Raw genomic sequence first — 24,858 nt, 5'->3', positions numbered from 1 at the left:
ATTTCAGATTAAAAAGTAGCAAACAAACTAACGCTCACCTGCCGGGAGAATGGATAATCAATACCACGTTCCTGCGGTACGCTGGACATATAGAACAATTCCCCGGTATTGGCCTGCACAGACAGTGCCTGCATATGCAAACGCCTCAGCCATTCTCTGTTCAGCACATCGTAGGAAATGTTGATGTTCTGGCAGATGAATGTTGATTCATTCTGTACAAAACGGGAGGAGGCATAAGTACGTGTCACTTCATTGATCCCGCGGAAGAACGTCCTGTCTCCAGGTTTTTTCCAGCGGTCATTGTATACCCGTTCATCAACATTAAAGAACCTGTCTGCATTCTCTATCTTTTGTATCAGCGTTTCATTATACAGCTGACCGCCAAAGCGGAAACCAAAAGAGGTATTGAAGCCGAAGCCGCCGTAACGGAACAGGGTGCTGAAATTGCCCCGGTATTTTGGCTCAGATACCCCTACGGCTACGCGGTCCCTTGGATTCCAGCTATAAGTAACCCCGCCGTCTTTATTTAAAAACAACTCTCTGCCGGTACTGGGATCTATACCCAGCGATGGCACAGCATAAATGGTATTCTGAGATGTTCCTTCGCGGATGATCCTGTTAGGCAGATTAGCAACTTTATCCGGGTCTGTGGCGAGTTTTTCATTCGCCGCTTTCATAGCCTCAGATAATTTTACGATCTTATCCTGGTTGTGCGCGATGCTACCGGTAACAGACCAAAAGATGCGGCGTGCATCATTACGGATCGCTACCACAGTGGCCGTCAACTCAAAACCGGTCTGTTCCACTTCGCCGATGTTTTCAATATAGTCCGTAAAACCATTGGAATAAGGAAGTTCCAGGGAAGAAAGCAGGTTAGAGGTATGTTCCTTGTAATAGTCTGCCTGGAATAGTATACGCTTTTTAAATAATTCCCCTTCTATACCCAGGTCATATTTATTCGTTTTCTGCCACTGCAGGTCAGGATTGCCTAATGCTTTCTGAACGGCGCCGATCCAGTTCTTATAACGGTCGTTCGTAATGTAGCCATAAGTGGCCAGGGGTTGGTAGGCATTAAAGTTCTGATTACCTGTTACACCAAAAGAGCCGCGTAATTTCAGACGGTCTATGAAGGTGAAATTATCCCTGATAAAAGATTCGTTTTGCAGGTTCCAACCGGCACCGGCAGACCAGAAGGGTGCAAAACGTTTGTCTGTACCAAACTGTGAAGCACCATCAACGCGGTAGTTAAGTTCCGCGGTGTAACGTTGGTCATAAGTGTAAGTAAGCGTACTGGCCAGGCCTACTCTGCGGGTAGTAGCTTCCGTGCCTGACGGAGCGCCGTTCAGTGTATACTGAAGGGCTTCGCCAATGAAGTCGATGGTTTCATCGGGGAAACCTTCCGCACTGAACATATAGTTGGTGGACTTGCTTTCTGCAGCCTCCACGCTTACGCCTATATACAAACTGTGCAGGTCATTGAAGAGATTACTATAAACGGCCTGTGCCCTGGCTGTATAAGAGAACTCTTTTCCACTGCTATAATCATAAGTTCCTCTCCGGATCAGATTGCTATCAGTGTACTGTGAAAATGCAGAATGTGATGCCGGTTTAAAAGCATCGGAAGAAAGTTGTTTGTTCGTGATCCCTAAACTTCCGTATAACCGCAGATGATCAACAGGACTCCAGTCTAACTGGAAGTTATTGGTGATGTTAGTATAGGCATTCTTGTTAAAGGTATTCAGCGTGGCATCATACATGGGGTTAGCATATGGTTTGTTAAGATGCTGCCCCTGATCCCAGTAACTTTGATAGTAGGGTTGGAAAGATTGCGTAATTTTTCCGTCTGCATCATAAGGGCTCCAGTAAGGATTCAGTTTTGCGTAATCACTGAATGATCCCCAGGGAGATTCTTCGCCCTTTGTACTACCTATCATCAGGCTATTGCGGAAGTTGAGTTTCCCCAGGCGGTAGGAGAGGTCAACGTTACCATTAATATTTTCACGGCCGGAGCCTTTCATGATACCGTTTATCTTGTTATACTGGCCTTGCAGGGAATACCTGAATGCATTATCACCACCTTCCAGCTTTATGGAATGGTTCTGATCTACAGTGGAGCGTAAAGGTTTACTCAGCCAGTCTGTATTTACGCCGCTTTGCACGAGGCCCAGTATCTGGTTATAATATTGTTCAAGTCCTACATTTTGAGAAGGTGGTTTTGTAGGGCTGCTGTAATAACCGGAAATGCGTTCCAGTTCCAGCTTGTCCTTTGCGTTCAGCAAATGATAGCTGCTAAGGTCTGGTACACTCAGGTTCATGCCTGCCCTGTAAGTAAATCTTAACTTTCCGCTCACAGGTAGTTTGGTGGTCACAACAATTACGCCGTTTGCACCCCGGGAACCATAAAGGGAGGTAGCGCCACCATCTTTCAGCAAAGTGATAGATTCAATTTCGTTGTTGTTAAGGTCCATCAGCCGTTCCATGGTGGATTCAAACCCGTCCATGATAACAAGCGGTGAGTTGAGCGCAGCAGCAGCAGAAGTTCCCAGCTGGTCTATCTGGTCCAGGTTGGGAAGGTTGCGGGTACCACGTAATTGTATATCCGGTACACGGTTGGGGTTAGAGCCGAAACTGTTATTGGGAACAACGTAGAAGGAGGGATCAATGTTCCCGATCGTAACAAATATATTACGGCCCTGGAATTGTTGCAGATCCTTTGCCGTTATCACTTTTACAGCGCCGGTATAACTTTCTTTGTTTTTATTAAAGATCCCTGTTACAACCACATTGTTGATGGTGGTGATAGCAGGTGCCAGGGCAATAATAAGCGGTTTGCCCGTGTTCCTGATCGTGTAGCTCACACTCCTGAACCCTACATAACTTACCGTCAGTACATCACCGGCTTTCGCATTTACCGTGAATCGTCCAAGGTAATCAGTGGTAGCTATCTGCACGGTTCCCTGCACCTTTACAGTCGCTCCCGGCAGAGGAGCGCCGCTCGCACTGTCTACGATCTGGCCGGAAAGCGGAACAAAAAAAGCTGCCTCCAGAGAAGTACCCGGAGACGCCGTAGTCACCACCTTCGGCGCCACTACGATCGTTTTTGTGTTTGCCTTGATCTCGAACCTGAAGGGCTGGTCTTTAGCTATAAGCTTCAGCACATCTTCTAATGGCAGGCCATTTACTTCCAGTGAAACCGGCTTTGCATCCGCCAGCATTTCCTGGTTGTAAAAAGTAACATAGCCCGTTTGCTGCTTAATAGATTGGAAAATCTTTTTAACTGAAATGTTCCTGCCCGTAAGCGTCACCGTCTGTGCTACCACAGCGGCCTGAACATGAATAAGTGCAGCAGTTAATAATACAATTGTCATTTTCATCGCTAGAACAATTGATGCTGTACTGGCCCGATGGCTCCGTATTTTGCTCCGGACCATTGCCAGCAGCGGTTTGGTTGATTCCCTCTCTGCCGGCTGCTGTTCTAAAGGCACAGCAGTAACATACGGCTTGGGATAAGCTGTAAAATCCATAAATTACATCTGGTTTGGGTTGATAAATAATCGGTAATTCCTCCAGGGAAAATTGTTTATAGGGATCGGCCCAACCGTCCGCCGAGGGTGCTTCGAACCACCTTCGGTTTTTTATTGGCTATCCTCAATGCCTGTCATGGACTCATCTAAAAAGTATATTTTGGTATAGTAAAATATTACGGTATTACAACCAGTTTGCGACTGTCTTCAAACCGGAAATGCACATTTGATTTTTCCAGGATCTGTAAAACATCCTGTAATGTATTCTGCCTGTTGATCTCACCGCCAAAGCGGATGGCAGGTATTCCCTTTGCATAGGTGACTTCTATATCATACCAGCGTTCCAGTTGTCGCATTACTTCTTCGAGGCTGGCATCCTCAAAATTGAAGAGCCCGTTCTTCCAGGCCATTACCTTATCCAGGTCGGCATTATTTACCAGTTCCAGTTGTGCTTTGGCTGGTTTTACCACAGCCTGCTGGCCGGGTTTAAGTATTTGTGATTGCTGGTAGGCGTTTAATCTTACGGCTCCATCCAGCAGTGTAGTTCTGATGGTGGTTTCATCCGGGTAGGAATTGATATTGAAACTGGTACCCAGTACTTCTACTTCTGTGGCATCGCCCGCCTTTACTTTAAAGGGGTGGTCTGCATTTTTAGCTACTTCGAAATAAGCTTCTCCGGTCAGTTCTACCCGGCGTTCTTTACCGGCGAAGGTGGTGGGGTATTTTACGGAGCTGGCCGCATTGAGCCATACCTTGCTGCCATCCGGTAATTGCAGCCTGAATTGGCGTCCTTTTGGGGTGGTGATGGTGTTGTAAACAGTTTCTTTGGAGGAGCCATCATAGGCCAGCTGTCCGTTCTGCAGGAGTACCTGTACGCCGCTCTGGTTGGCTACAACGCCATTGCCCAGGCTATCCAGTACCACCTGGGAGCCATCTGCAAGTGTTAAGATCGCGCCCTCGCGGCCCGGTGCTATTATTACATTCGTATTGGCCAGTTGTGGCGCTTTATTTTGATGAGTTGTATAAAAGTAAGTGCCCGCGCTCAGCAGCAGCAGTGCTGCCGCCGCATAACGGAATGGTCTGCGCCGTAAGAAATGGACCTGGTGTACAGGCGGGGTAGGAGTACGCAATAACTCCTGGATCCTGTTCATTCCACGCTGTTTGTTCAATTCCCGGTTCTTTTCAATTTCATGCCATGCTTTTAGCATTTCATGCACCGCAACAGGGTTTCCCAAACGTTCAAAAAGCGCTTTGTTCTCTTCAGACCGGCCTTTCCACTCTTCCAGCAAGCGCTGTTCTTCACCGGACAGCAATTCCCCGTTCAGCATTTTCTGCAGCAGGGGTGCTACCAGATCCGGTAATTCCGTATTTATAAAGGGAAGATCCTCCTTGGCCATGCCTGTTATTTTCAGTAGAACAACTGAAGGGAGGGAAGCGTGACAGGTTTTTTAAAAAAATATCAGGGAGAACAGAACATCGCTGAGGCCTTTCCGTAGTAAGGTGTTCTTCAGCTCTTTCAGGGCGCGGCCTTTCCGCTGCCGCAGGTTTTCCATACTAATGCCCAGTTGCGCTGCCGCTTCGGCGGAAGAAAGGTCTTCCATGTAAAGCAATTCTAATACTTGGCGGTAGGATTCGGGGAGGAGCGCCACTTCCTGGTAAATGAGGTGCATCAGGTCTGCTTCCACCACCAGTGTTTCAGCTTTTGTGTCTGTCAGCACCTCCTGTTCCGTTTTTTCCCGCACTTTAAGATGTTTCAGGTAGTTCAGGCTGGCATTCCGCACAAGGGTGAAGAGGTAACCTCTTAGCTTACCGGTGGTTTCAAAACGGGTGGGGATCTGCCATAGCTTTACGAGAGAATCTATGGCAATATCTTCTGCCTGTTGCAGGTCCTGTATGATACTGAGGGAAAAATAAACGAGAGAATTATAATAAGTGTCGTGCAGATAGGGGTATATAGCAGCATCACCTTCGGCTATGCGCGTAAGTAGTTCATTCTCCTCATATGATGAAATAGCAGGCAAATTATCTGACTATGATCCCCCTCGTTTATTAAAGTAGATTCCCGACTGTTTGGTGCATTCGGCACGCAAATTACGAAAAATGCGTATAAAATAGAATCTGCCTCCGATTCCTTAATCCTCACCAAACAGCTTATAACCTGCAATTTGTTCAATTTCATCTTTTGTATCAGTTCTTAATTTCAGGACATGGCTTCTGGATTTAAGAAAAGATCTGATGGCTTCCTTTGGGTAGGAATAATATTCAACGATGTTACCAAATCCACGGCCATGTTCCTTTCTTAGTTTGCCTGCAGCCAGATCGTATTCCTTCTCTGTAATTTCTTTTCGGCTTAGAGAATAGATAATATGGATGCCATTGCTCCTGTTGATGATGGGATATTCGCTTATTACCTTCATACAGGTAATACGTTCCGGGAATTTCTTTGATGAATTAACCGTCTCTGCCCTTTCTATGAGATCACTTAAATGTTTTTTTAGTGTCTCCATCTTATATTCCTTCTTGAATTTTTTATTCAAGAGTAGTTTACCTCTCAAAGATTGCTGCCAGTACCCATCAATTTTTGCCGCTTCAATAAACCCTCGATTTTCAAGATAGACCAGGATTTCAGCAGCTTCTTTGCTGTTTACTTCCAGGATCCGTGATAGGGTAGTCTTTGAAATAAATTTATTTCCTGCCTTTTTTAACAGCGTACGTACTTGTTTTTCATTAATCATTATCTTTGAATGAATGAGCGTTACTGACATAATCCTAGGGATCGTTCTAAATATCCTCTCCAGCTATATTTACGAAAAGTTAGCTCAAATTCTAAAAAAGACGGCAATTTGATTTAAAAGAATCCTCTGCTCCTTAAAGTTGCCTATTCTTAATATCTCATTGATATACAGTTGATTATATTTCCAAGGTTGCTGCATATTATTTATATTGGGAAAAACGGAAACAAAATAGGAGATGCTGTTTTTCGTATATTTATGATTATCAAATATTTATACTGTGAGTTCGTTAAAGTTAGCAGAATTCTTTTTCAGTCGGATTAAGGAAACCATTGATTATAAACAGTATATCGGGGAAGTAAGTATAGATTTCGAACATGATGAGACCTATGGGAATGATTACATTAGAGTATCCTACATGGTTCTTGTTAACGAAAGGTTTGAAAGTATAAACTCCAATGAAAAGCTGTCTCTGTTTCAGCAGGCGCCAACATATAGTTTTTCATTATCCACGAACCAGGGTAGATCTCTGAAAAAAGACAAGATGCTGCGAATTCTTGAGTTCCGGCATATCTATGAAAGCCTTGCATCATATGCAATTTTACAATTCGAAACATATTTAGATGCTGCAACTGCTATCAAGGTTCGGGGGATTGACATGTGGCCGGAGGCAAATTATGTGGAAAAATATCTTTCTTCAGTCCTGCCAACAGTGAATAGAAGGGGTGCGTATTTCGATCTTGAACGGAATGTTTCTCAGTGGAGCGGATTGCATCAACTGGCTGCGGCATCCAGGAAAATATATACAAAAGAGAAAGAGCAATTCAGCATAACTGACATTGAAATAAACCGATTATTTAGTATAGAACTTAATTCCATTCATAATTTAGTGCTGGGCTATGCAATTCCTATAAAGGTCAAAGGAACTCAAACGATTGATGAGATCAGGATCCATACATCGAAATTAGTGGCAGCACTTAAAAAGGAAATAAATGCTGAGTACAATTATAATCTTGAAAAGCATAAAAGGTTAATTCCTTATCTATACAATAGCTTTTTGATGGCTGAAAAAATACAAATTATAAACTATCAGCAATCAGCATATTTAAAACACTTTATCATTCAGGAGGGTGATATACTGCAATTGAAAGATAACCGGATCGTCGTTGTTAATACAGTGTCCATTGATTTGGAAAATGAGATCAATGTTGAGTATGCCATACTGAAAACCGATTTGCAGGCAGGGGAAAGAACAAGAGTGATAGGTACAAGAGATATTTTATTTGTTCTTAAGAAATCGTTTTTTCAGGAATTCATAGCTCAAACGCTTGTCAAACATCTTTCAATATTGTATAAATGGATGTTAAAAAGAAAAATGAAATTCAGCTTTATGCCATTCACACCGGATCTGACAAAGGATATGGATGTCTCAGATAAAAAGTAAACAGTGTGTCTTCTAAAATTTATTATCTTCGCTTCATGAGCGTCATTGAGATCTTTTTTGGCCTTCTTATAAACATCCTCTCCAGCTACATCTACGAAAAATTAGCTCAAATTCTAAAAAAGTCACCCTCTTTAATTTAAACAAGGACTCGAACCTGCACTCCCCTTAATACGGTAAAATATACTGATAACCAAGTTATTGTAAGGTGTTCCGACTTGTAGGTCCAGCAAAATAAACTATTTCCCACTTATTCGAAAACAGAAGCTTTATTAATAAATGATTGATAAGCAAGAATTTATGGTGTTGTTTAGTGAAAATGATTCGGGTACCTATGACACTACCTGTTTTGATATTTTTATAAATAATTGATATCGTGTTATTTAAATGTCTTCTTAGTCATTCTGACTAGAAAAGAAGCCTCCAAATCTTTAGATCGAAGGCTTCTGATTTGATTTGAACTAGCTTCTTGAAACTTCCACTGTCCGCCGGAGAATTATCAGAAATCATAATGAGGGGATCGTATGCCATGTATGCCCATAAAACAAAAAACCCACAAGCTTAGCTTGTGAGTTCATCTTGTTTTGTCAGCGGAGGAAGAGGGATTCGAACCCCCGGACCTGTAACAGTCAACAGTTTTCAAGACTGCCGCAATCGACCGCTCTGCCATTCCTCCGCGGCAAAAGTATAAAACGAAATGTATTTAAAAAAAAGTTTTTTGCTTGGAGATTAAAAAAAATATACAATCGCCTGTGGTAAAGGGTTTGAGGGCTTAATGATCCGCACATTGCTATAGGGATCCCATTCCCGCAAAAGAAAAACCCTCACTACAAGTGAGGGTTTCAGTATAAAACCTTAATTCGCTTCTGTATATTTCCTGAAGTTGTCCAGGATAGCCTGCCATCCGGCTTGCTGCATTTCCAGCGTGTTGATCTCTTCCGGATCAAAGGTTTCGGTGATGTTCGTGGCATTGCCCTCACCGCTAAAAGTGATCTTTACCTTCCTGCCATCGGCTATCGTATATGCAATGAGTTTATGTTCTGCTACCTGGTCATAAGCGCCGGCGAAATCAAAACTGAAACTGCCGTCTTTCGCTGCCATGGTAGTGGAGAATTTTCCGCCAACACGCAGATCATTTTCTGCAGCAGGCGCATGCCAGTCGTCTGAAGGACTGCACCAGTTCATAATGTGGGAAGGTTCATTCCAGAATTTCCATACTTTTTCAACGGGTGCCTGAACGGTTGTTTCTACTGTGAGAGGTGCCTTATTTTCCATTGTTAAATGTTTTTTGTTTTGTGATACAAACATACGTTGGCAATGAAAAAACACCGGGGGGAGATTACGACAAAGAAGAGGTTTAATGCGACAATGTATCTTTTCGCATGCAAACACTTAGCGGAGAGTCCACATACTGGCCGTATTTGGCGGTAACGTTATAACCCCTGGCGGCATAAAGCGCCACCGCATCCGGCATGTGACTGCCGGTTTCGAGTATGCAGGCCGTAAAACCTTCTTCCGCCGCCCATGTTTCCAGTGCTTTAAGAACAGCGCTGGCAACACCTCTGCCGCGAAAGGCTGGTTGTACGAACATCCGCTTGATCTCCGCGGCATCCGCATCATAAGCTTTGAATGCACCGCAGCCTATTGGGGCGTCATCTATATAAGCTACTACGGTATGCTTCAGCATATCTATCTTGTTGAATTGCGCAAAGAAGCTGTGCGATTCGCCGTTTACGCCTGCCAGGTATTCATCTAACTGGCGTACAAGTGCGATGAAATCCGGATGTTCGGATGTGGTTCTGACGAGTTTCATATACTGCTGGATCCTCTGATGATCAAAGTAGAAGGAATGACCAATTGCTTTTTAGGCAGGTGTTCATTCTTTTTATCCAATGCCTTCAGCAGCACTGTTGCGGCAGACCGGCCCATCTCAAAAGCGGGTTGTGTGATGGTGGTAAGAGAAGGGTGGAGGATGGTAGCAATTTCAAGATTAGAAAAACACACTATGCGCAGCTGGCCGGGGATCGCTATTTGCAGATCGTTACAGGCCTGGTATACAGTAGTGGTCAGTTTTTCTACGGAAGCCACAATGCCATCCGGCCTTTTCTTTTGTTGCAGCAGTGCTTTTACGATGTCGATATTATAAGCGGGATCATTTGTGCAAAGCACAATATCACTTGCTTCAAACCGGATGTTATGATCTGCTAATGCTTTTTTATATCCTTCCATGCGGTTGTTACTGATGGAAAGGCTTTTGGAGATGGCGAGGTACGCGATCTTTTTACAGCCTTTTTCTATCAGGTGTCTTGTAGCAGCATATCCGCTTTCAAAATCATTCGTAACGATCTTGTCTGTATCTACCTCTTCCAGCACACGGTCAAAGAACACCACCGGTACTTCTTTATCTATCAGGTCTGTGATATGCTGGCAGGAAGTAGTTTCGCTGGAAACAGACATCAGTACACCATCTACTCTGCCGCTGCCAAATTCCCGCAGGATGGCTTTCTCGTTTTCAAAACTTTCATGCGTGAGGCAGATAAGCACATGATAGCCTTTTTCTTTCACAACAGCTTCAATACCATTAATAGCAATGGCAAAAAAGCTATCAGCAATTTCAGGGATCACTACCGCAATGTTCTTGCTTTTCTTGCCGCGCAGACTGCTGGCATAGGGATTAGGGGTATAACTCAGCCGGTTGGCTACTGCCAGTACCCGTTGTTTGGTTTCTTCACTGATCTCATAACTGTCCCGCAATGCTTTGGAAATAGTGGAAACGGACAAGTTCAATTCCTTAGCTAATGCTCTGATGGTAACATTCTTCATTTTCGAAACCGGTTTCGTAAATAAAGCTACGCTATTATGCAAAGAATCTTAGAAAAAACGTCGAAATTAGGGAAACGTTCCACAATTTTCACCACAGTAAACTGATGCTCCTATGAGTACCACACCAAAGTTCACCGAAAAAGAAATTAATCCATTGGGAAGCCTTGATGAATGGGAAGATGCTGTTTTAGAGCGTTACCCTGATCCTGAAACCATTGCAACAGCTAAATCCACAGAAGCTTACCGCAATTACGATGCGCCTGAAAGGGACACCGTACGGGAATTCTATCGCCTCAACCACACTTATCAGACATACGATTTTGTACAGGAAAAAAGAGCAGATTACCTGCGATTCGATAAAAAGGAAATGCCGATATGGGAAGCATTTAACTTCCTCAACCAGCTGGTAGATGACTCTGATCCGGATACAGACCTGGACCAGTTCCAGCACCTGCTGCAAACGGCAGAAGCGATCCGTACGGATGGCCACCCGGACTGGATGGTGCTTGTAGGCCTGATGCACGACATGGGCAAAACGCTCTGCCTCTTTGGAGAACCACAATGGGCAGTAGTAGGAGATACCTTCCCCGTAGGTTGCGCGTATTCAGATAAGATCGTGTACCCTGAATTCTTCAAGAACAATCCCGACTTTTCCAACCCGGAATACCAGACGCCCACCGGCATATATAAGAAAGGTTGCGGTCTCCGCAATGTGCATATGTCCTGGGGGCATGATGAATATGTGTACCAGATGATGAAGGACAGCTTGCCGGAATCCGGCCTTTACATGCTGCGTTATCATTCCTTTTACTCCTGGCACCGGGAAGGTGACTATGAGCAATTGCTGGATGATCACGACCGGGAAATGCTGAAATGGGTGAAATTATTCAACCCTTATGACCTCTACTCCAAGAACCCGGTTCCACCGGATTGGAAGCAACTGCGGCCTTATTATGAGGACCTGGTGGCTAAATACCTCCCACAGACATTGAAATTTTAACCATACTTTACTATACTGCCGGGTCTTGTATCCGGCAGTGTAGCTTTGTCTATACCTGTAAATTAACTGGGGAGAATCAAAAAAAATCGGGATATTATACAATGAATTATACCGGGGGCTTACCTAACACTATGCCGGCGGGGGATGTATCATCCCGGCTGCAATCACTCGATGCTTTAAGGGGCTTTGATATGTTCTGGATCATTAGCGGGGAAGAGATCTTCACCCAGCTTGCTAAAGCCACGCATCATCCTACGCTTAACTTTATAGCCGGCCAGCTGCAACACACGGAGTGGAACGGGTTCACGTTCTATGACCTCATTTTCCCGCTTTTCATTTTTATTGCCGGCGTATCCATGCCTTTTGCCTACGCAAAAGCTGCCGTAGTGGGCAAAAAGAAGATCTATCGCTCACTGATCCGGCGTACCCTCATCCTCATTGTGTTAGGCATGGTGGTGAATGGACTGCTGCATTGGGAAGGATATGAGCATACCCGTTTTGCCAGTGTATTGGGGCGGATCGGCTTGTCCTGCTTCTTTGCAGCGCTGATCTACCTGAACTGTTCTTTGCGCATGCGCATTATATGGGTAGGGATCCTGCTGATCGGCTATTGGGCCGCCATGATGCTGATCCCCGTACCCGGTTTTGGTGCCGGTGTATTAACCCCTGAAGGGAACTTTGCCGGGTATTTCGACCGCCTCTTCCTGCCCGGGCACCTTTACCGCGAGGTATTTGATCCGGAAGGCCTGTTCTCTACCATCCCGGCCGTAGGCAGCGCCCTGCTGGGGGTGCTCACCGGCGATTTCCTGAAATCCTGCGAATGGAGCCGGATGAAGAAAGGGGCTTACCTGGCACTGGCAGGTGTAGTGGCTTTAATAGTAGGGTATGTATGGGGTTTGGTGTTCCCGCTCAATAAACATATCTGGACCAGTTCTTTCGTGCTGTTCACAGCAGGCTGGAGCCTCTTGTTACTTTCCTTTTTCTACCTCATCATAGATGCGGCAGGCTGGAAGAAATGGAGCATGCCTTTTGTATGGATAGGCACCAATGCCATCCTGATCTATATGGCATCTCATGGCATTGTTAATTTTAAATATACTTCTCAATTCCTGTTCGGTGGCCTGATAAAGTTCACACCGGAAATGTTTCATGAAGTGTGGTTGTGGTGTGGTGTGCTGGCTATTCAATTAGCCGCGCTGTATTTTTTATATAGCAAACGATGGTTCCTCAAAGTCTAAAAATTCCACATGAATAAACTGCAGCTTGCTGACTACATCGTATTCTTCATTTACTTTATTGCGATAGCCGGTTATGGCTATTATATCTATCACCGGAAAAAAACTACTTCCAGCAGTGCAAAAGATTTCTTCCTGGCGGAAGGGTCTCTTACCTGGTGGGCTATCGGCGCATCACTGATCGCCTCCAACATTTCTGCGGAACATTTCATTGGTATGTCCGGTTCAGGTTTTGCACTGGGGCTGGCCATCTCTACTTATGAATGGATGGCGGCTGCCACACTGATCATTGTAGCCGTATTCTTCATTCCGCTTTATCTGAAGAACAAGATCTACACCATGCCGCAATTCCTGAGCAAGCGGTACAACGATAAAGTAAGTACTATCATGGCCGTGTTCTGGTTGCTGGTATATGTGTTTGTGAACCTTACTTCCATTATCTATCTCGGTGCTTTGGCCATTACTTCCATTACACCTATCAGTTTTGAATGGTGTATTGCAGGGCTGTGCATCTTTGCACTGGTGGTAACGCTGGGTGGTATGAAAGTGATCGGGTATACAGATGTGGTGCAGGTGCTGGTGCTGATAGTAGGTGGTTTGATCACTACTTACCTGGCATTGTCTTTATTAGCAGATAAGTTCGGTTATGATGGGAATATCTGGAAAGGCCTGGGTGTGCTTCGCAAAGAAGCGCCTACGCATTTTCACATGATCTTTGATAAATCGAATGAGTATTATAAACAACTTCCTGGCTTGTCCGTACTGATAGGAGGGATGTGGATCAATAACCTCGCATATTGGGGCTGTAATCAATACATCACACAACGTGCGCTGGGTGCAGATCTTAAAACAGCGAGAAAAGGATTGTTATTTGCTGCTTTCCTCAAATTATTGGTGCCGGTGATCGCTGTGCTGCCGGGTATTGTGATGTATGTGTTGCATAAGAATGGCATGTTCCAGCAGGAAATGATGAATGCGGCCGGTGAACTGAAACCGGATCAGGCATATCCTACACTGATGAACCTCCTGCCTGCAGGCCTCAAAGGTGTTGCATTTGCAGCACTCACAGCTGCTATTGTGGCTTCACTGGCAGGTAAGGCCAATAGTATCTCCACGATCTTTTCACTGGATATTTATAAGAAGTTCTTCAACAAGAATGCTTCAGAAAAACAATTGGTAGTAGTAGGGAAATGGGCCGTGATCATTGCCATGCTGCTGGCGGCATTAGTAACACCCGCATTGAAATCACTGGACCAGGCTTACCAGTTCATCCAGGAATATGTGGGCTTTATTTCCCCGGGTGTACTGGCCATCTTCCTGATGGGCTTCTTCTGGAAACGTACCACTGCGGCAGCTGCACTCACCGGTACACTGCTCACCATCCCTATTTCCGCGGTGTTGAAATTCCTGCCGGTATGGACGAATGGCGCTTTCCCGGATTATCCTTTCCTGGACAGGATGTCGATCACTTTTGTAATGATCGTGCTGATCATGATCGTGATCAGTTTGTCCAAACCTAAAACTGAACCTACCGGTATGGAGATCGAAATAGATACATCCATGTTCAAAGTGTCTCCCGGATTTGTGGTGGGTTCCGTGATCATTTGTGGCATCCTTACAGCACTGTATACCGTCTTTTGGTAAAATATTATGCATAATTGGTAAAATAAGAGGAGTGGCGAATTAGCCACTCCTTTATCATTTAAAGTTTGTAATTATGCGTTATAAAAGATTCCACAATGATAACTAGCTTGCCATTACACTGTGCAAAAAGAGGGCTTATGCCCATAACATTCCTGCTGATCTGCCTGCTGGCAGCCGGCAACGTTTCAGCGAAGAAAGTACTTGTAAAGTCTATCGCTGAATTACAGACCGCCATTAACAACTCCGCACCCGGAGATGTGATCACACTGGCCAATGGTGTTTACACCACCACGGAGGACATTACCATTAACAGGAACGGAACAAAGGAGCAGCCCATCACTATCACAACGGAGAAGACCGGCGGGGCGGAGATCACCGGTGCCGGAGGTTTCAAAATAGTGAGCCCTTCGTCCTGGATCGTGATCATTGGATTTAAATTCACGCATACAGCGGGTAAAGCCACGATGGAAGGAGGCACTTCTTTCTGCCGCTGGACGCGTAACACCTTTATCAATACCGGCGAAGGGAATTACCTCACCGTTATCGGTAATGATCACACCGTAGATTACAACACCTTCCAGGACAAGAACTCCCTGGGGAAATTCATTGGTGTAAGAGGCACCGGTAAACAGATCGCTGAAAGGCTCTGGATCCATCACAATTACTTCCATAACTTTTCACCACAAAAAGGGAATGGTGCAGAAGCCGTACAATTTGGACTGAGTGGTTACAGTCTTTCTTCCAGCAACAGTATTTTTGAATACAACCTGTTTGAAAACTGTGCGGGAGAAAATGAATTACTCTCTGTTAAATCTTCTGCAGTAACCATTCGTTACAATACGGTAAGGGACTGCAAAGCACAGATGACCTTAAGGCATGGTAATTTCTGCAAAGTATACGGCAACTACTACTTCAATACACCCGGCCTGCGCATCTTTGGAGATGATCACATCATTTACAGCAACTACTTTGAAAACTGCAAACCTGCTATCAACATCGGGAATGGTGGTGCAGAAGTAGCAGACGGCGCTCCACTCACTTCGCACGACAGGCCTGATCGTGTAGTGATTGCGTTTAACACACTCGTGAATAATGAAAACAATATCACCCGTACAGAGCGTAAAGACGGAATAGGTACCACGGCGATCACGCTGGCGTATAACCTTATCCAGGGTGGTGGAGAAGCCGTAAGCATCCAGGGCCCATTATATGTGAACCCTGTATGGAAAGGTAATGTGATCTTTAACACAAAAGGAGCGGGGCAAATGCCTGCAGAAGGTTATACTTCCTTTGATCCTAAACTGGTAAAAGATGCCACTGGCACTTATCACCTGCAAAAAGGCAGCCCGGCCATTGATGCCGTAAAAGAAGGATTCCCTGGTATCACCGCAGATATGGATGGCCAGGAACGTAAAGGTGCATTGGATATTGGTGCAGATGAAGTATCTGTGCAACCGGTTACAGCAAGGCAACTTCATCCCGCGGATGTAGGGGTTAATGCGAAGTAAGAGTAAATAAAGCAAACACCCTTTCAGGGTGGAGCTCCTTTTTTTTAGGGAGCTTAAAACACGCTTTTTCTATAAAAACTTCATCCTTTAAGGGTGAAGTTTTTTCTTTCATTCCCCTTAAAGAAAGAAATTTCCACCCTGAAAGGGTGTTTGTATTTAATCCCCCGCTCTCCATCCATTCAGGAGCTTTTTCTTTTATCCCCTTAAAAAAAGAAACTCCACCCTGAAAGGGTGTTTGCATTTAATCCCCCGCTCTCCATCCATTCAAGAGCTTTTTCTTTTATCCCCTTAAAAAAAGAAATCTTCACCCTGAAAGGGTGTTTGCATTTAATCCTCCGCTCCCCATCCATTCAAGAATTTTTTCTTTTATTCCCTCAAAAAAAGAAACTCACACCCTGAAAGGGTGTTTGCATTTAATCCCAATTTAATCTCCCCCTCTCCATCCATTCAGGAAATAATGCTATTTTGGCTACATGGATACGAGACGAGAATTCTTACGAAAAGCAGCCCTCCTTTCAGGCGCCGGCGGATTAGCCAACATCCTCCCCGAAACCATTCAAAGAGCCCTGGCCATCAATCCCGCCCCCGGCAGCAGTTATCTAGATGCAGAACACATCGTGTTCCTCATGCAGGAAAACCGCTCATTCGATCATTGCTTCGGTACGCTCAAAGGAGTAAGAGGCTTCAATGACCCCAGAGCCATCCAACTGGAAAACGGCCGTCCCGCATTCCTGCAAAGCAACAGCGCAGGCGAAACATACGCCCCTTTCCGCCTGAACATCTTCGACACCAAAGCCACCTGGATGAGCTCCCTGCCACATTCCTGGGCAGACCAGGTAGACGCACGCAACAACGGAAAATTTGATAAATGGCTGGATGTAAAACGTTCCGGCCACGCTGAATACAAACACATGCCCCTCACCATGGGCTATTACAACCGGGAAGATATCCCCTTCTATTACGCCCTCGCAGATGCCTTCACCGTATGCGACCAGCATTTCTGCTCCTCCTTAACAGGCACCACACCCAACCGCCTCTACTTCTGGACCGGCACCATCCGCGAAGAAATGCATCCCAACGTAAAAGCGAACGTATACAACTCCGATGTGGATTATGGAAAAGAAGCTAAATGGAAAACATTCCCGGAAGTACTGGAAGAAAACAATGTTTCCTGGAAGATCTACCAGAACGAGATCAGTGTAGGCGTTGGATTAGAAGGAGAGGAGGATGCCTGGTTAGCGAACTTCACAGATAACTCTATAGAATGGTTTACACAATACCATGTAGAATATTACGAACCGCATATACAATACCTGAAAGAGTTATTAGAAAAACTACCCGCAGAAATCGCAGCACAGGAAAAAGAAAAGGGAAATGCAGATCAGCAAAAAGCCCTCACCCGTAAAAAAACGTACCTGGAGTATGCCAAAAAGGTAGTAGAGAAAGTCACGCAAAAGCCTTTCAGCACCCTGCCGCAAAGAGAGCAGAACCTGCACAAAAAAGCATTCACCACCAACAGGAATGATCCGGATTATCACTCCCTGAGCACACTGAAATATAACGATGGCACTACAGCCCGCGAAGTGCAGTTACCTAAAGGAGATATCCTGCACCAGTTCCGCGAGGATGTAAAAAAAGGAGAATTACCCGCCGTATCCTGGATCGTAGCGCCCGAGAATTTCTCAGATCATCCGGGCGCACCATGGTATGGTGCATGGTACCTTTCTGAAGTGATGGACATCCTCACACAGAACCCGGAGGTATGGAAGAAAACAGTATTCATCCTCACGTATGATGAGAACGATGGTTACTTTGATCACGTACCACCTTTTGTTCCGCCTACACCCGGTAAAGCAAACGCCGGTAAAGTATCTGAAGGGATAGACACAGCAGTGGAATATGTAACGATGGCTGCACAGCAGCAGGGAAGGGGAGCAAGAGAAAGTGCGATCGGTTTAGGATACCGTGTACCCATGGTAGTAGCGTCTCCCTGGAGCCGCGGAGGATTTGTGAACTCACAGGTATTCGATCATACATCCGATGTGCAGTTCCTGGAAACGTTCCTCTCTCACAAACTGAAAAAGAAGATCGCATCAGAAAATATCACTGCCTGGAGGCGCACCGTTTGCGGAGATCTTACTTCCGTTTTCAGAACGTATAATGGAGAGAAGATAGAAACACCTGCTGCATTGAATAAAGAAAACTTCATTGAAAGTGTGCACAAGGCGAAGTTCAAAGATGTGCCTGCTAATTATAAATTGCTTTCACCACAGGAAATAGCAGGCCCGCTGGCAGCTGTTATGCCGGCACAGGAGCCAGGTATCAGACCTTCCTGCGCTATTCCTTACCAGCTGTATGCAGATGCCAAACTAAGCGCAGACCGTAAAAAAGTAGTGCTGCGTTTTAAAGCGGATAACACACTCTTCGGCAAACAGGCAGCCGGTGCGCCGTTCACAGTATACGGAGAGAACATGGCCATCCGCAACTATGCCGTAAAAGCTGGCGATAGTATAACCGATGAGTGGGATGCCACTTCCTATGCACTAAAAGTTCACGGCCCCAATGGTTTTTACCGGGAAATGAAAGGAAGCGAAAATGATCCCCGCCTGGATGTAACCCTGGATCAGGCGATACTGAATTTTAATAACCATGGTAAAGAAGCCTATACAGTAGAGATCAAAGATGTTTCCTACAAAGGCAAACCACAGCAGGTGAAAGTGGAAGCAGGAAAGAAGATGGCAGTGCCACTAAAATTGGATAGCAGTTTTGGCTGGTATGATTTAGCAATAAAAGTACAAGGCGCAGAAAACTTTGCCAGAAGATATGCAGGACATGTGGAAACAGGTAAGCCCAGTTTCAGTGATCCGTTAATGGGCAGAACGCTTTAAAACAAAAGAAAAACACCTTATAGCAAAAGCATATTACTTTAAAACAAAAGAATTCCCTCTTAGAAAAGAACACCTCTTTAAAAACAAAAATCCCGGCAAACATTCGCCGGGATTTTTTTTATATCAATGCATTCATACGGCAAATTTCACTTCTTATACTTCCAGTTCCTATCCTTCCCTTCAGCCATCCACTCCACCGCCGTATCCGCCCGTTTCAGCTTCGTTGCTTCCGTTTTAGCCTCATCTATCCACTCAATATATTCCTTCCGGCAGGAGTAACTAAAATCCTCAAACACCTTCGCAGCGGCTTTGTTCTTTTTCAAAGCAGCAGCCAGCTCTGCAGGTGTTACCAGTTCCTTTTTCTCCTTAGCAGCCTTCGGCACCTTAATGTTATCCCTGTTTAACCCATCCGCCTCCTTCAGGTAGGAGATCAGTATTTTCTCCGAAGGCAGGTCTTTCAGTGAAGTGATCCTACCCAGGCTACCCATGGCATTTTCTGTATCCAGGATACCCTGTTTATCTTCCAGCAGCGAAGCCTTCCAGAAACCAAAAGCGCAATGCTGTTTGAAGGCCGCCATGTTGCACAGATTGGTACCATAAGTTTCAAAAATGGGCATACCCCATTTGATGGTCTCTTCCGCATGGGGGCAGGCTTTGTGCACTATTTCCCGTAAATATTCGAGGATGGGTTGCGCGAAGGGGGCCGACTTTGCGATATAGGCATCTACCTTTTTCATGGCTAAGGCTTTGTGAATGTACAAGTTAAGGAAATTCCCTAACTTGTATCCGTTCGTCATCCAGTTACCCGCCTTATTATTCCCAGCCCCAGAGATCCAGAGCGCAGCGAGGGAAATTCAAATAAGTATTTATACCCTTTTTTTCGGGAAGTTCTACTTGCCTGAACTTATAATGGCTGTATTACCTTGCATTTACTCACATAAAAAACACAATGGTTATGAAAAGATCACAATCAGTGCCCTGGATCATTATTCTTTTATTGCTTGCACTGCTCATTTTCCGGGAATTCAACCGCGGTATCCCGGTGGACAAAGAGAGAGCAAAGGAACATATTATCTCCATGAAAGATGCCGCGTCCTATACACACGCATTTGACAGCGCCAAAGATGAATTGCAGGCGCAACTGAAAGATTCTTCCTACCTGTCTACCCGCTTTAAACTGCCTGTTTGCGAACTGTTCAATAAAGACGCTATTGCTGCAATGCTGAACAAGAAAGGCGCTGATGGCATTCGTGTATACCTGGGTTTGAACAAAGAACGTGAAGTGGTGTTTGTACTCGTACCTGTTACCGCACAAGGTAAAGACGTGCAGGACAAACTGTTTGCACGGACCAGTTTCTGGCTGCCGGGTGTATCCTCCGCTTATGCAGGCACGCCGGAAGATGATGAAGCCATTGAACGCGGCCACCGCTGCCCGCACACCTGTGATCTTGAAAGTCCTCTCAGTACAGACATCCAATAGTCAGATCAATGACCAATACTGTTAATCAGTTACTTAGTTTCACCATCGTTTTCCCAATGATACTGGGGCTGATACGCATGAATCGTATTCGTGCCAGTTATCAGCCCTTTTTACTACTCCTTTTACTCTCGTTAACCGCAGAAGTGGTGAGTGAAGTAAGTATCAGGCTAACAAAAAGCAATACCATTACCAGTAACATTTACACTTTGCTGGAAGCTGGTGTGATCCTCTATCTCTTTTACACCTGGGGCTTTCTGAAGAAACGCCCCAGGTTAATGATATTCCTGATCATTATCTATTGTGTTACATGGGCCTTTGAAAACCTTTGGATGGGCTTGCTGGTAGATGGGTTCTCCTCTTACTTCGTGATGCTCTATTCCCTGGTCACCGTACTCCTATCCATTAACGAGATCAATTCACTGATCGCCGCTTTTGGTGGTAACCTCTTTAAGAACGCCAAATTCCTGATCTGTATAGGTCTGATCATCATGGGGGTATACAGTGTGATCACAGAAGGTTTCCTTTTAATAGATCCGGACAATTCACGGATCTCCAGGAATATCTTTAACCTCTTCGCTTTTATCAATGCTTTCGTTAATATTGTTTACGCAATAGCTGTCTGGTTTATCCCTGTAAGAGATGATTATTACTTTTCCAGGCGTTTTAAAGCATAAGCATGTTTCACCCCATGGAAGATAGGATATATGATTTTACAGCACTCTTGTCCTCACTGCTGGCAGTGATCATCATATTTTTTATCGGCTCCATTATCCGGTATCACCGCCGCTATGTTCGCCTGCAAAGGGAACGTATCACCGCAGAGATCAAGTCACTGGAAAATGAACGTAAACGCATTGCCACCGATCTGCACGACAGCCTCGGGCCTTTACTGTCTACCGTTAAACTGAACATGACAAGTATTGAAGTGAATGACCCCAGGGATAAACAGATCATTGCCAAATCAGGCAAGTACATAGATGAGATCATTACCAGCATGCGCCAGATCTCTTACGACCTGCTTCCCAATACCCTGGAAAGAAGAGGATTGATAGAAGCCATCACAGAATTCACCAACCACATTGGGCATAACGATCTGCTGGAAGTGAACGTATATGCCATGAACAAGATAACCCCTGATCCTGAAAAGGATATACACATCTTCCGCGTGATCCAGGAGATCATACACAACACCCTCAAACATGCCGGCGCTACTAAACTGGACATTGGTTTCAGTGAAGATGAAAAAGAATTACTGATCCTGGTGCATGATAACGGCAAAGGTTTCAACGTAGAAAAGGCCAAACAGAACTCCAGCGGCCTGGGCCTCAAAAGCATGGAGATCCGTATGGATATCATGCATGGCTCCGTGAGCATCCATTCTGTGCCCGGAGAAGGCACACATTATTATCTCAGGATACCTTTGGGATAATTTGTATATTTGGTCACACCTTTTTTAATCCCCAGCATTATTTCCATGAACTACGATATCCGCCTTGTAGTGGCAGATGATCACGAAATATTTTTAGACGGGTTGGCGCTCATGCTTTCCCGGCAGGAAAATATTACCCTTGTGGGGCAGGCCGGAGATGGTCGCGAATTACTGGAAATAGTAGCACGGGAAAAACCGGATGTGGTGATGACGGATATCAAAATGCCCCGCATGGACGGTATCACTGCCACCCGTGAAATGATCCGCCTGCAACCCGATGCCCGCATCATCGCCCTGTCTATGTTTGATGAAGAGAACCAGATCGTAGAGATGCTGGAAGCAGGCGCTAAAGGATATCTGCTGAAGAATGCAGACAAGCAGGAAATACTGGATGCCATTGCCAGTGTGTATGAGGACAGGGTGTATTATTGCAAAAGCACCTCGGCCAAACTGGCCGCTATGATAGCCAAGAGTAAATTCAATCCCTATAAACACAAAGAACAGATCTCCTTTACGGAACGGGAGCAGGAGATCATCCAGCTCATCTGCCAGCAGTTCACCGCCCAGCAGATAGGTGATAAGATCTTTCTCAGTAAACGCACCGTAGAAGGATACCGGACCCGTATCCTGGAGAAGATGAATGTGCGTAATACCGCCGGCGTAGTGATGTATGCCCTTAAGAACAACCTGATCAAAGAAGAAGACCTGCTTTAGACTTTCGATAAAACCAATTTCTAACATCATGAGAAAATCACTGTTTGCACTAAGCCTGCTGGCCACTACTATTGTCCATGCCCAGGATAATGTTACCTACCAGCGCCCTCCGGCTGTTATAGAAGAGTTGCTGCTGGCAAAACCCGTACCTTTTGTGAGTGTGGATAAGAAAGGAGAGTGGATGATCCTCACAGACCGTAATTCCTATCCAACGGTAGAAGAACTGGCACAGCCTGAACTGCGTGTTGCCGGTCTCCGCCTCAATCCCCGGAATTTTGGCCCCAGCCGTGTGGTATACCACGCAGGTTATCAGCTGAAGAACATCAAAACCAAAGAACTGTTCCCCATCACCGGGCTGCCACAGGACCTCCGCGGTTTCCAGTTAAGCTGGAGCCCCGATGGAAAGCTGGCTGCTTTTACGAACAGTGGCAACAACCGCATAGACCTCTATGTGATAGATATCGCCACAAAGGCTGCCCGGAAAGTGAATGAGGCGCCTTTGAACACCGCGCTGGGTCAATCATTTTATACCTGGCTGGATAATAACCGCCTTGTGTATAAAGTAGTACCGGCCGGAACAGGCGCGCTGCCCGTTGCACCGCTCGCGCCCAAAGGCCCGGTAGTGCAGGAAAGCAAAGGCAGGAATGCTGCTTCGCGTACTTACCAGGACCTGATCAAAAGTCCTTATGACGAACAGTTATTTGCTTACATGACCCATGCACAGCTGGTGATCAATGATCTGCAAACAGAAAAACCCATCGGCAAACCCGGCATTTATGCTGCGTATTCCGTATCGCCTGATAAGCAATACCTGCTGGTAAGGGAGATCAATAAACCTTTTTCTTACCTGATCACTGCCAATGGCTTCCCACATACGGTTGCCGTGATGGACCTGCAGGGGAACACGGTGAAATCCCTCGCAAAGAATCCTTCTTCAGAAGGAGCGCCCATCGGTTTTGATGATGTGGAAAACACGCCGCGGAATTTTTCCTGGAAGGCAGATGAACCCCATACCATCTATTTCGTAAAAGCACTGGACGAAGGTTTAGGCCGTAAAAAATCCGAATACCGCGATGCAGTGCTGGCGGCAGATATCACTACAAATGCAGAGCCCAAAGAACTGTTCCGCACCAAACGCCGGTTTGATGGCGTGGTTTGGGGAACGAAGGAACTGGCATTGGTATATGAATCATTATTTGCAGACCGCCGGGAACGCATCAGCATCTATAATTCCGCCACCGGTAAACTGGATTCTCTTTTTGAGAAAAGCAGCAATGATGCTTACAGCGAAATAGGTTCGCCTGTCACCACGCGTAACCAATACGACAGGCCGGTACTCTTTGTGCAAAAGAATGGCGAACTGCTGCTGCGTTCACAGGGCTCTTCTCCCGAAGGAGACCTTCCTTTTGTGCAAAGCTATAACCTGAAAACAGGCAAAGGCAATATCCTCTGGCGTTGCCAGGCACCCTTCTACGAATCCGTGGTGGATGTGCTGGACCCGGAAAAACTCATCATGCTCACTTCCCGGGAAAGTCAGACAGAAGCGCCTAACTATTATATCCGTGATCTGAAGAAACGTTCCCTCATTGGTACGCCCATCACAGATTTCACCAATCCATACAAAGCCATGGAAGGCGTGTCCAAACAAAAGATCTCTTACAAGAGAGCAGATGGCGTGGACCTTACCGGCGATCTTTATTTACCGAAAGGATATGATGCAAAGAAAGATGGTCCTTTGCCCGTAGTGATCTGGGCATATCCCCGCGAGTATAAATCCGCAGCAGATGCGGCGCAGGTGAGAGGTTCCAGATATACGTTCACCCGTGTGGGTTATGGTGGTCCCATCTTCTGGGTTACGCAGGGATATGCTATCCTGGATAATGCAGAAATGCCCATTGTAGGAGAAGGCAACAAAGAACCGAACGACAATTTCATACCACAGCTTTATCTCAATGCACATGCGGCTATACAGGCCCTGGCGAAGATGGGTGTAGGAGACAGTAACAGGGTGGCAGTAGGCGGCCATAGTTATGGTGCCTTCATGACGGCTAACCTGCTTGCCCATACGAAACTTTTCAAGGCAGGTATTGCGCGCAGCGGTGCTTATAACCGTACACTCACACCATTCGGTTTCCAGGCGGAAGAACGTACTTACTGGCAGGCGCCGGAAGTATATTTCAACATGAGCCCTTTCAGTTTTGCAGACAAGATCAAAACACCTTTGTTAATGATCCACGGGGAAATGGATAATAACCCCGGTACATTCCCCATTCAGAGTGAACGGCTGTACAATGCCATAAAAGGCCATGGCGGAACCGTACGTTTTGTACAGCTGCCCTTTGAAAGCCATGGTTATTCCGCTAAGGAAAACCTGCTGCACTTGCTCTGGGAGCAGGACCAATGGTTAAAGACCTACGTGAAAGACGCTAAATAGCTATAA

Annotated in this window: 20 protein-coding genes and 1 tRNA gene; 11 read left to right on the top strand and 10 right to left on the bottom strand. The window is 45.6% G+C overall.

Annotated elements, in window-relative coordinates; translation table 11 throughout:
- Positions 1 to 8: 8 nt before the first annotated feature.
- The 4 genes from GFS24_RS09805 to GFS24_RS09790 all read right to left on the bottom strand — a co-directional run bounded on the left by GFS24_RS09805 (position 9) and on the right by GFS24_RS09790 (position 6,289).
- Complete coding sequence (locus GFS24_RS09805) at positions 9 to 3,374, bottom strand: SusC/RagA family TonB-linked outer membrane protein (RefSeq protein WP_253906425.1); 3,366 nt, start codon at positions 3,372 to 3,374, stop codon at positions 9 to 11.
- Positions 3,375 to 3,700: 326 nt separating this feature from the next.
- On the bottom strand, positions 3,701 to 4,921 hold the full coding sequence (locus tag GFS24_RS09800; RefSeq protein ID WP_153659385.1) for a FecR family protein: 1,221 nt from the start codon (positions 4,919 to 4,921) through the stop codon (positions 3,701 to 3,703).
- Between the two features lie 51 nt (positions 4,922 to 4,972).
- Positions 4,973 to 5,545 (bottom strand): RNA polymerase sigma factor, encoded by a 573-nt coding sequence (locus GFS24_RS09795; RefSeq protein ID WP_153659384.1) that lies wholly within the window; start codon positions 5,543 to 5,545, stop codon positions 4,973 to 4,975.
- Positions 5,546 to 5,656: 111 nt separating this feature from the next.
- On the bottom strand, positions 5,657 to 6,289 hold the full coding sequence (locus GFS24_RS09790) for a hypothetical protein (protein ID WP_153659383.1): 633 nt from the start codon (positions 6,287 to 6,289) through the stop codon (positions 5,657 to 5,659).
- A 247-nt stretch (positions 6,290 to 6,536) separates the two neighbouring features.
- Here GFS24_RS09790 and GFS24_RS09785 point away from each other — a divergent pair, with 247 nt between their 5' ends.
- On the top strand, positions 6,537 to 7,700 hold the full coding sequence (locus GFS24_RS09785; RefSeq protein WP_153659382.1) for a hypothetical protein: 1,164 nt from the start codon (positions 6,537 to 6,539) through the stop codon (positions 7,698 to 7,700).
- 588 nt (positions 7,701 to 8,288) lie between these two features.
- On the opposite strand, the gene GFS24_RS09780 is transcribed toward GFS24_RS09785, so the two are convergent.
- The 4 genes from GFS24_RS09780 to GFS24_RS09765 form a co-directional block, all read right to left on the bottom strand.
- Positions 8,289 to 8,373 (bottom strand) — tRNA-Ser (locus GFS24_RS09780).
- Between the two features lie 179 nt (positions 8,374 to 8,552).
- Positions 8,553 to 8,972, bottom strand: coding sequence for an SRPBCC family protein (locus tag GFS24_RS09775; RefSeq protein WP_153659381.1), 420 nt, complete (start codon positions 8,970 to 8,972; stop codon positions 8,553 to 8,555).
- Positions 8,973 to 9,054: 82 nt separating this feature from the next.
- On the bottom strand, positions 9,055 to 9,510 hold the full coding sequence (locus GFS24_RS09770; RefSeq protein ID WP_153659380.1) for a GNAT family N-acetyltransferase: 456 nt from the start codon (positions 9,508 to 9,510) through the stop codon (positions 9,055 to 9,057).
- On the bottom strand, positions 9,507 to 10,520 hold the full coding sequence (locus GFS24_RS09765) for a LacI family DNA-binding transcriptional regulator (RefSeq protein ID WP_153659379.1): 1,014 nt from the start codon (positions 10,518 to 10,520) through the stop codon (positions 9,507 to 9,509). The genes GFS24_RS09770 and GFS24_RS09765 overlap by 4 nt, the downstream gene beginning before the upstream one ends.
- Positions 10,521 to 10,632: 112 nt before the next feature.
- Here GFS24_RS09765 and GFS24_RS09760 point away from each other — a divergent pair, with 112 nt between their 5' ends.
- The 4 genes from GFS24_RS09760 (at position 10,633) to GFS24_RS09745 (ending at position 15,907) form a co-directional block, all read left to right on the top strand.
- Positions 10,633 to 11,520: an inositol oxygenase family protein gene (locus GFS24_RS09760; protein ID WP_153659378.1), complete on the top strand. Its 888-nt coding sequence runs from the start codon at positions 10,633 to 10,635 to the stop codon at positions 11,518 to 11,520.
- Between the two features lie 101 nt (positions 11,521 to 11,621).
- Complete coding sequence (locus tag GFS24_RS09755) at positions 11,622 to 12,758, top strand: acyltransferase family protein (protein WP_216647380.1); 1,137 nt, start codon at positions 11,622 to 11,624, stop codon at positions 12,756 to 12,758.
- 9 nt (positions 12,759 to 12,767) lie between these two features.
- Positions 12,768 to 14,399 (top strand): sodium/sugar symporter, encoded by a 1,632-nt coding sequence (locus tag GFS24_RS09750; RefSeq protein WP_153659377.1) that lies wholly within the window; start codon positions 12,768 to 12,770, stop codon positions 14,397 to 14,399.
- 137 nt (positions 14,400 to 14,536) lie between these two features.
- Positions 14,537 to 15,907 (top strand): polysaccharide lyase 6 family protein, encoded by a 1,371-nt coding sequence (locus GFS24_RS09745; protein ID WP_153659376.1) that lies wholly within the window; start codon positions 14,537 to 14,539, stop codon positions 15,905 to 15,907.
- Here the strand turns inward: GFS24_RS09745 and GFS24_RS09740 are convergent.
- Positions 15,894 to 16,148: a hypothetical protein gene (locus tag GFS24_RS09740; RefSeq protein ID WP_153659375.1), complete on the bottom strand. Its 255-nt coding sequence runs from the start codon at positions 16,146 to 16,148 to the stop codon at positions 15,894 to 15,896. The genes GFS24_RS09745 and GFS24_RS09740 overlap by 14 nt on opposite strands.
- Positions 16,149 to 16,380: 232 nt before the next feature.
- Here GFS24_RS09740 and GFS24_RS09735 point away from each other — a divergent pair, with 232 nt between their 5' ends.
- Positions 16,381 to 18,795 (top strand): phosphocholine-specific phospholipase C, encoded by a 2,415-nt coding sequence (locus GFS24_RS09735; protein ID WP_153659374.1) that lies wholly within the window; start codon positions 16,381 to 16,383, stop codon positions 18,793 to 18,795.
- 146 nt (positions 18,796 to 18,941) lie between these two features.
- Here GFS24_RS09735 and GFS24_RS09730 read toward each other — a convergent pair whose 3' ends face one another.
- Positions 18,942 to 19,532: a DUF1801 domain-containing protein gene (locus GFS24_RS09730; RefSeq protein WP_153659373.1), complete on the bottom strand. Its 591-nt coding sequence runs from the start codon at positions 19,530 to 19,532 to the stop codon at positions 18,942 to 18,944.
- 218 nt (positions 19,533 to 19,750) lie between these two features.
- Between GFS24_RS09730 and GFS24_RS09725 the strand changes: the two genes are divergently transcribed.
- Genes GFS24_RS09725 through GFS24_RS09705 form a run of 5 tightly spaced genes read left to right on the top strand, consistent with a single transcriptional unit; the run spans position 19,751 to position 24,852 of the window.
- The gene (locus GFS24_RS09725; RefSeq protein WP_153659372.1) at positions 19,751 to 20,275 is read left to right on the top strand and encodes a hypothetical protein; all 525 of its coding nucleotides are present in this window, start codon (positions 19,751 to 19,753) and stop codon (positions 20,273 to 20,275) included.
- Between the two features lie 8 nt (positions 20,276 to 20,283).
- Positions 20,284 to 20,949, top strand: a complete 666-nt coding sequence (locus tag GFS24_RS09720) for a hypothetical protein (RefSeq protein ID WP_153659371.1) — start codon at positions 20,284 to 20,286, stop codon at positions 20,947 to 20,949.
- Between the two features lie 14 nt (positions 20,950 to 20,963).
- Entirely contained in the window at positions 20,964 to 21,704 is a 741-nt protein-coding gene (locus GFS24_RS09715) for a sensor histidine kinase (RefSeq protein WP_173003032.1), read from the top strand.
- A gap of 45 nt (positions 21,705 to 21,749) precedes the next feature.
- Positions 21,750 to 22,418: a response regulator transcription factor gene (locus GFS24_RS09710; protein ID WP_153659369.1), complete on the top strand. Its 669-nt coding sequence runs from the start codon at positions 21,750 to 21,752 to the stop codon at positions 22,416 to 22,418.
- A gap of 28 nt (positions 22,419 to 22,446) precedes the next feature.
- Positions 22,447 to 24,852, top strand: coding sequence for a S9 family peptidase (locus GFS24_RS09705; protein ID WP_153659368.1), 2,406 nt, complete (start codon positions 22,447 to 22,449; stop codon positions 24,850 to 24,852).
- Positions 24,853 to 24,858: the final 6 nt, after the last annotated feature.

This window comes from Chitinophaga sp. SYP-B3965 (assembly GCF_009647655.1).
Taxonomy (GTDB): domain Bacteria; phylum Bacteroidota; class Bacteroidia; order Chitinophagales; family Chitinophagaceae; genus Chitinophaga.
This window is presented reverse-complemented; position numbering and strand designations above follow the sequence as displayed.

Excerpts from the sequence above, each read along its gene's own strand:
- GFS24_RS09805 (WP_253906425.1), bottom strand. The coding sequence starts at position 3,374 with ATGAAAATGACAATTGTATTATTAACTGCTGCACTTATTCATGTTCAG.
- GFS24_RS09765 (WP_153659379.1), bottom strand. The coding sequence starts at position 10,520 with ATGAAGAATGTTACCATCAGAGCATTAGCTAAGGAATTGAACTTGTCC.
- GFS24_RS09710 (WP_153659369.1), top strand. The coding sequence starts at position 21,750 with ATGAACTACGATATCCGCCTTGTAGTGGCAGATGATCACGAAATATTT.
- GFS24_RS09745 (WP_153659376.1), top strand. The coding sequence starts at position 14,537 with ATGCCCATAACATTCCTGCTGATCTGCCTGCTGGCAGCCGGCAACGTT.
- GFS24_RS09800 (WP_153659385.1), bottom strand. The coding sequence starts at position 4,921 with ATGGCCAAGGAGGATCTTCCCTTTATAAATACGGAATTACCGGATCTG.
- GFS24_RS09760 (WP_153659378.1), top strand. The coding sequence starts at position 10,633 with ATGAGTACCACACCAAAGTTCACCGAAAAAGAAATTAATCCATTGGGA.
- GFS24_RS09735 (WP_153659374.1), top strand. The coding sequence starts at position 16,381 with ATGGATACGAGACGAGAATTCTTACGAAAAGCAGCCCTCCTTTCAGGC.
- GFS24_RS09715 (WP_173003032.1), top strand. The coding sequence starts at position 20,964 with ATGGAAGATAGGATATATGATTTTACAGCACTCTTGTCCTCACTGCTG.
- GFS24_RS09775 (WP_153659381.1), bottom strand. The coding sequence starts at position 8,972 with ATGGAAAATAAGGCACCTCTCACAGTAGAAACAACCGTTCAGGCACCC.
- GFS24_RS09770 (WP_153659380.1), bottom strand. The coding sequence starts at position 9,510 with ATGAAACTCGTCAGAACCACATCCGAACATCCGGATTTCATCGCACTT.
- GFS24_RS09725 (WP_153659372.1), top strand. The coding sequence starts at position 19,751 with ATGAAAAGATCACAATCAGTGCCCTGGATCATTATTCTTTTATTGCTT.
- GFS24_RS09790 (WP_153659383.1), bottom strand. The coding sequence starts at position 6,289 with ATGTCAGTAACGCTCATTCATTCAAAGATAATGATTAATGAAAAACAA.
- GFS24_RS09750 (WP_153659377.1), top strand. The coding sequence starts at position 12,768 with ATGAATAAACTGCAGCTTGCTGACTACATCGTATTCTTCATTTACTTT.
- GFS24_RS09705 (WP_153659368.1), top strand. The coding sequence starts at position 22,447 with ATGAGAAAATCACTGTTTGCACTAAGCCTGCTGGCCACTACTATTGTC.
- GFS24_RS09755 (WP_216647380.1), top strand. The coding sequence starts at position 11,622 with ATGAATTATACCGGGGGCTTACCTAACACTATGCCGGCGGGGGATGTA.
- GFS24_RS09730 (WP_153659373.1), bottom strand. The coding sequence starts at position 19,532 with ATGAAAAAGGTAGATGCCTATATCGCAAAGTCGGCCCCCTTCGCGCAA.
- GFS24_RS09740 (WP_153659375.1), bottom strand. The coding sequence starts at position 16,148 with ATGCAAACACCCTTTCAGGGTGGAGTTTCTTTTTTTAAGGGGATAAAA.
- GFS24_RS09720 (WP_153659371.1), top strand. The coding sequence starts at position 20,284 with ATGACCAATACTGTTAATCAGTTACTTAGTTTCACCATCGTTTTCCCA.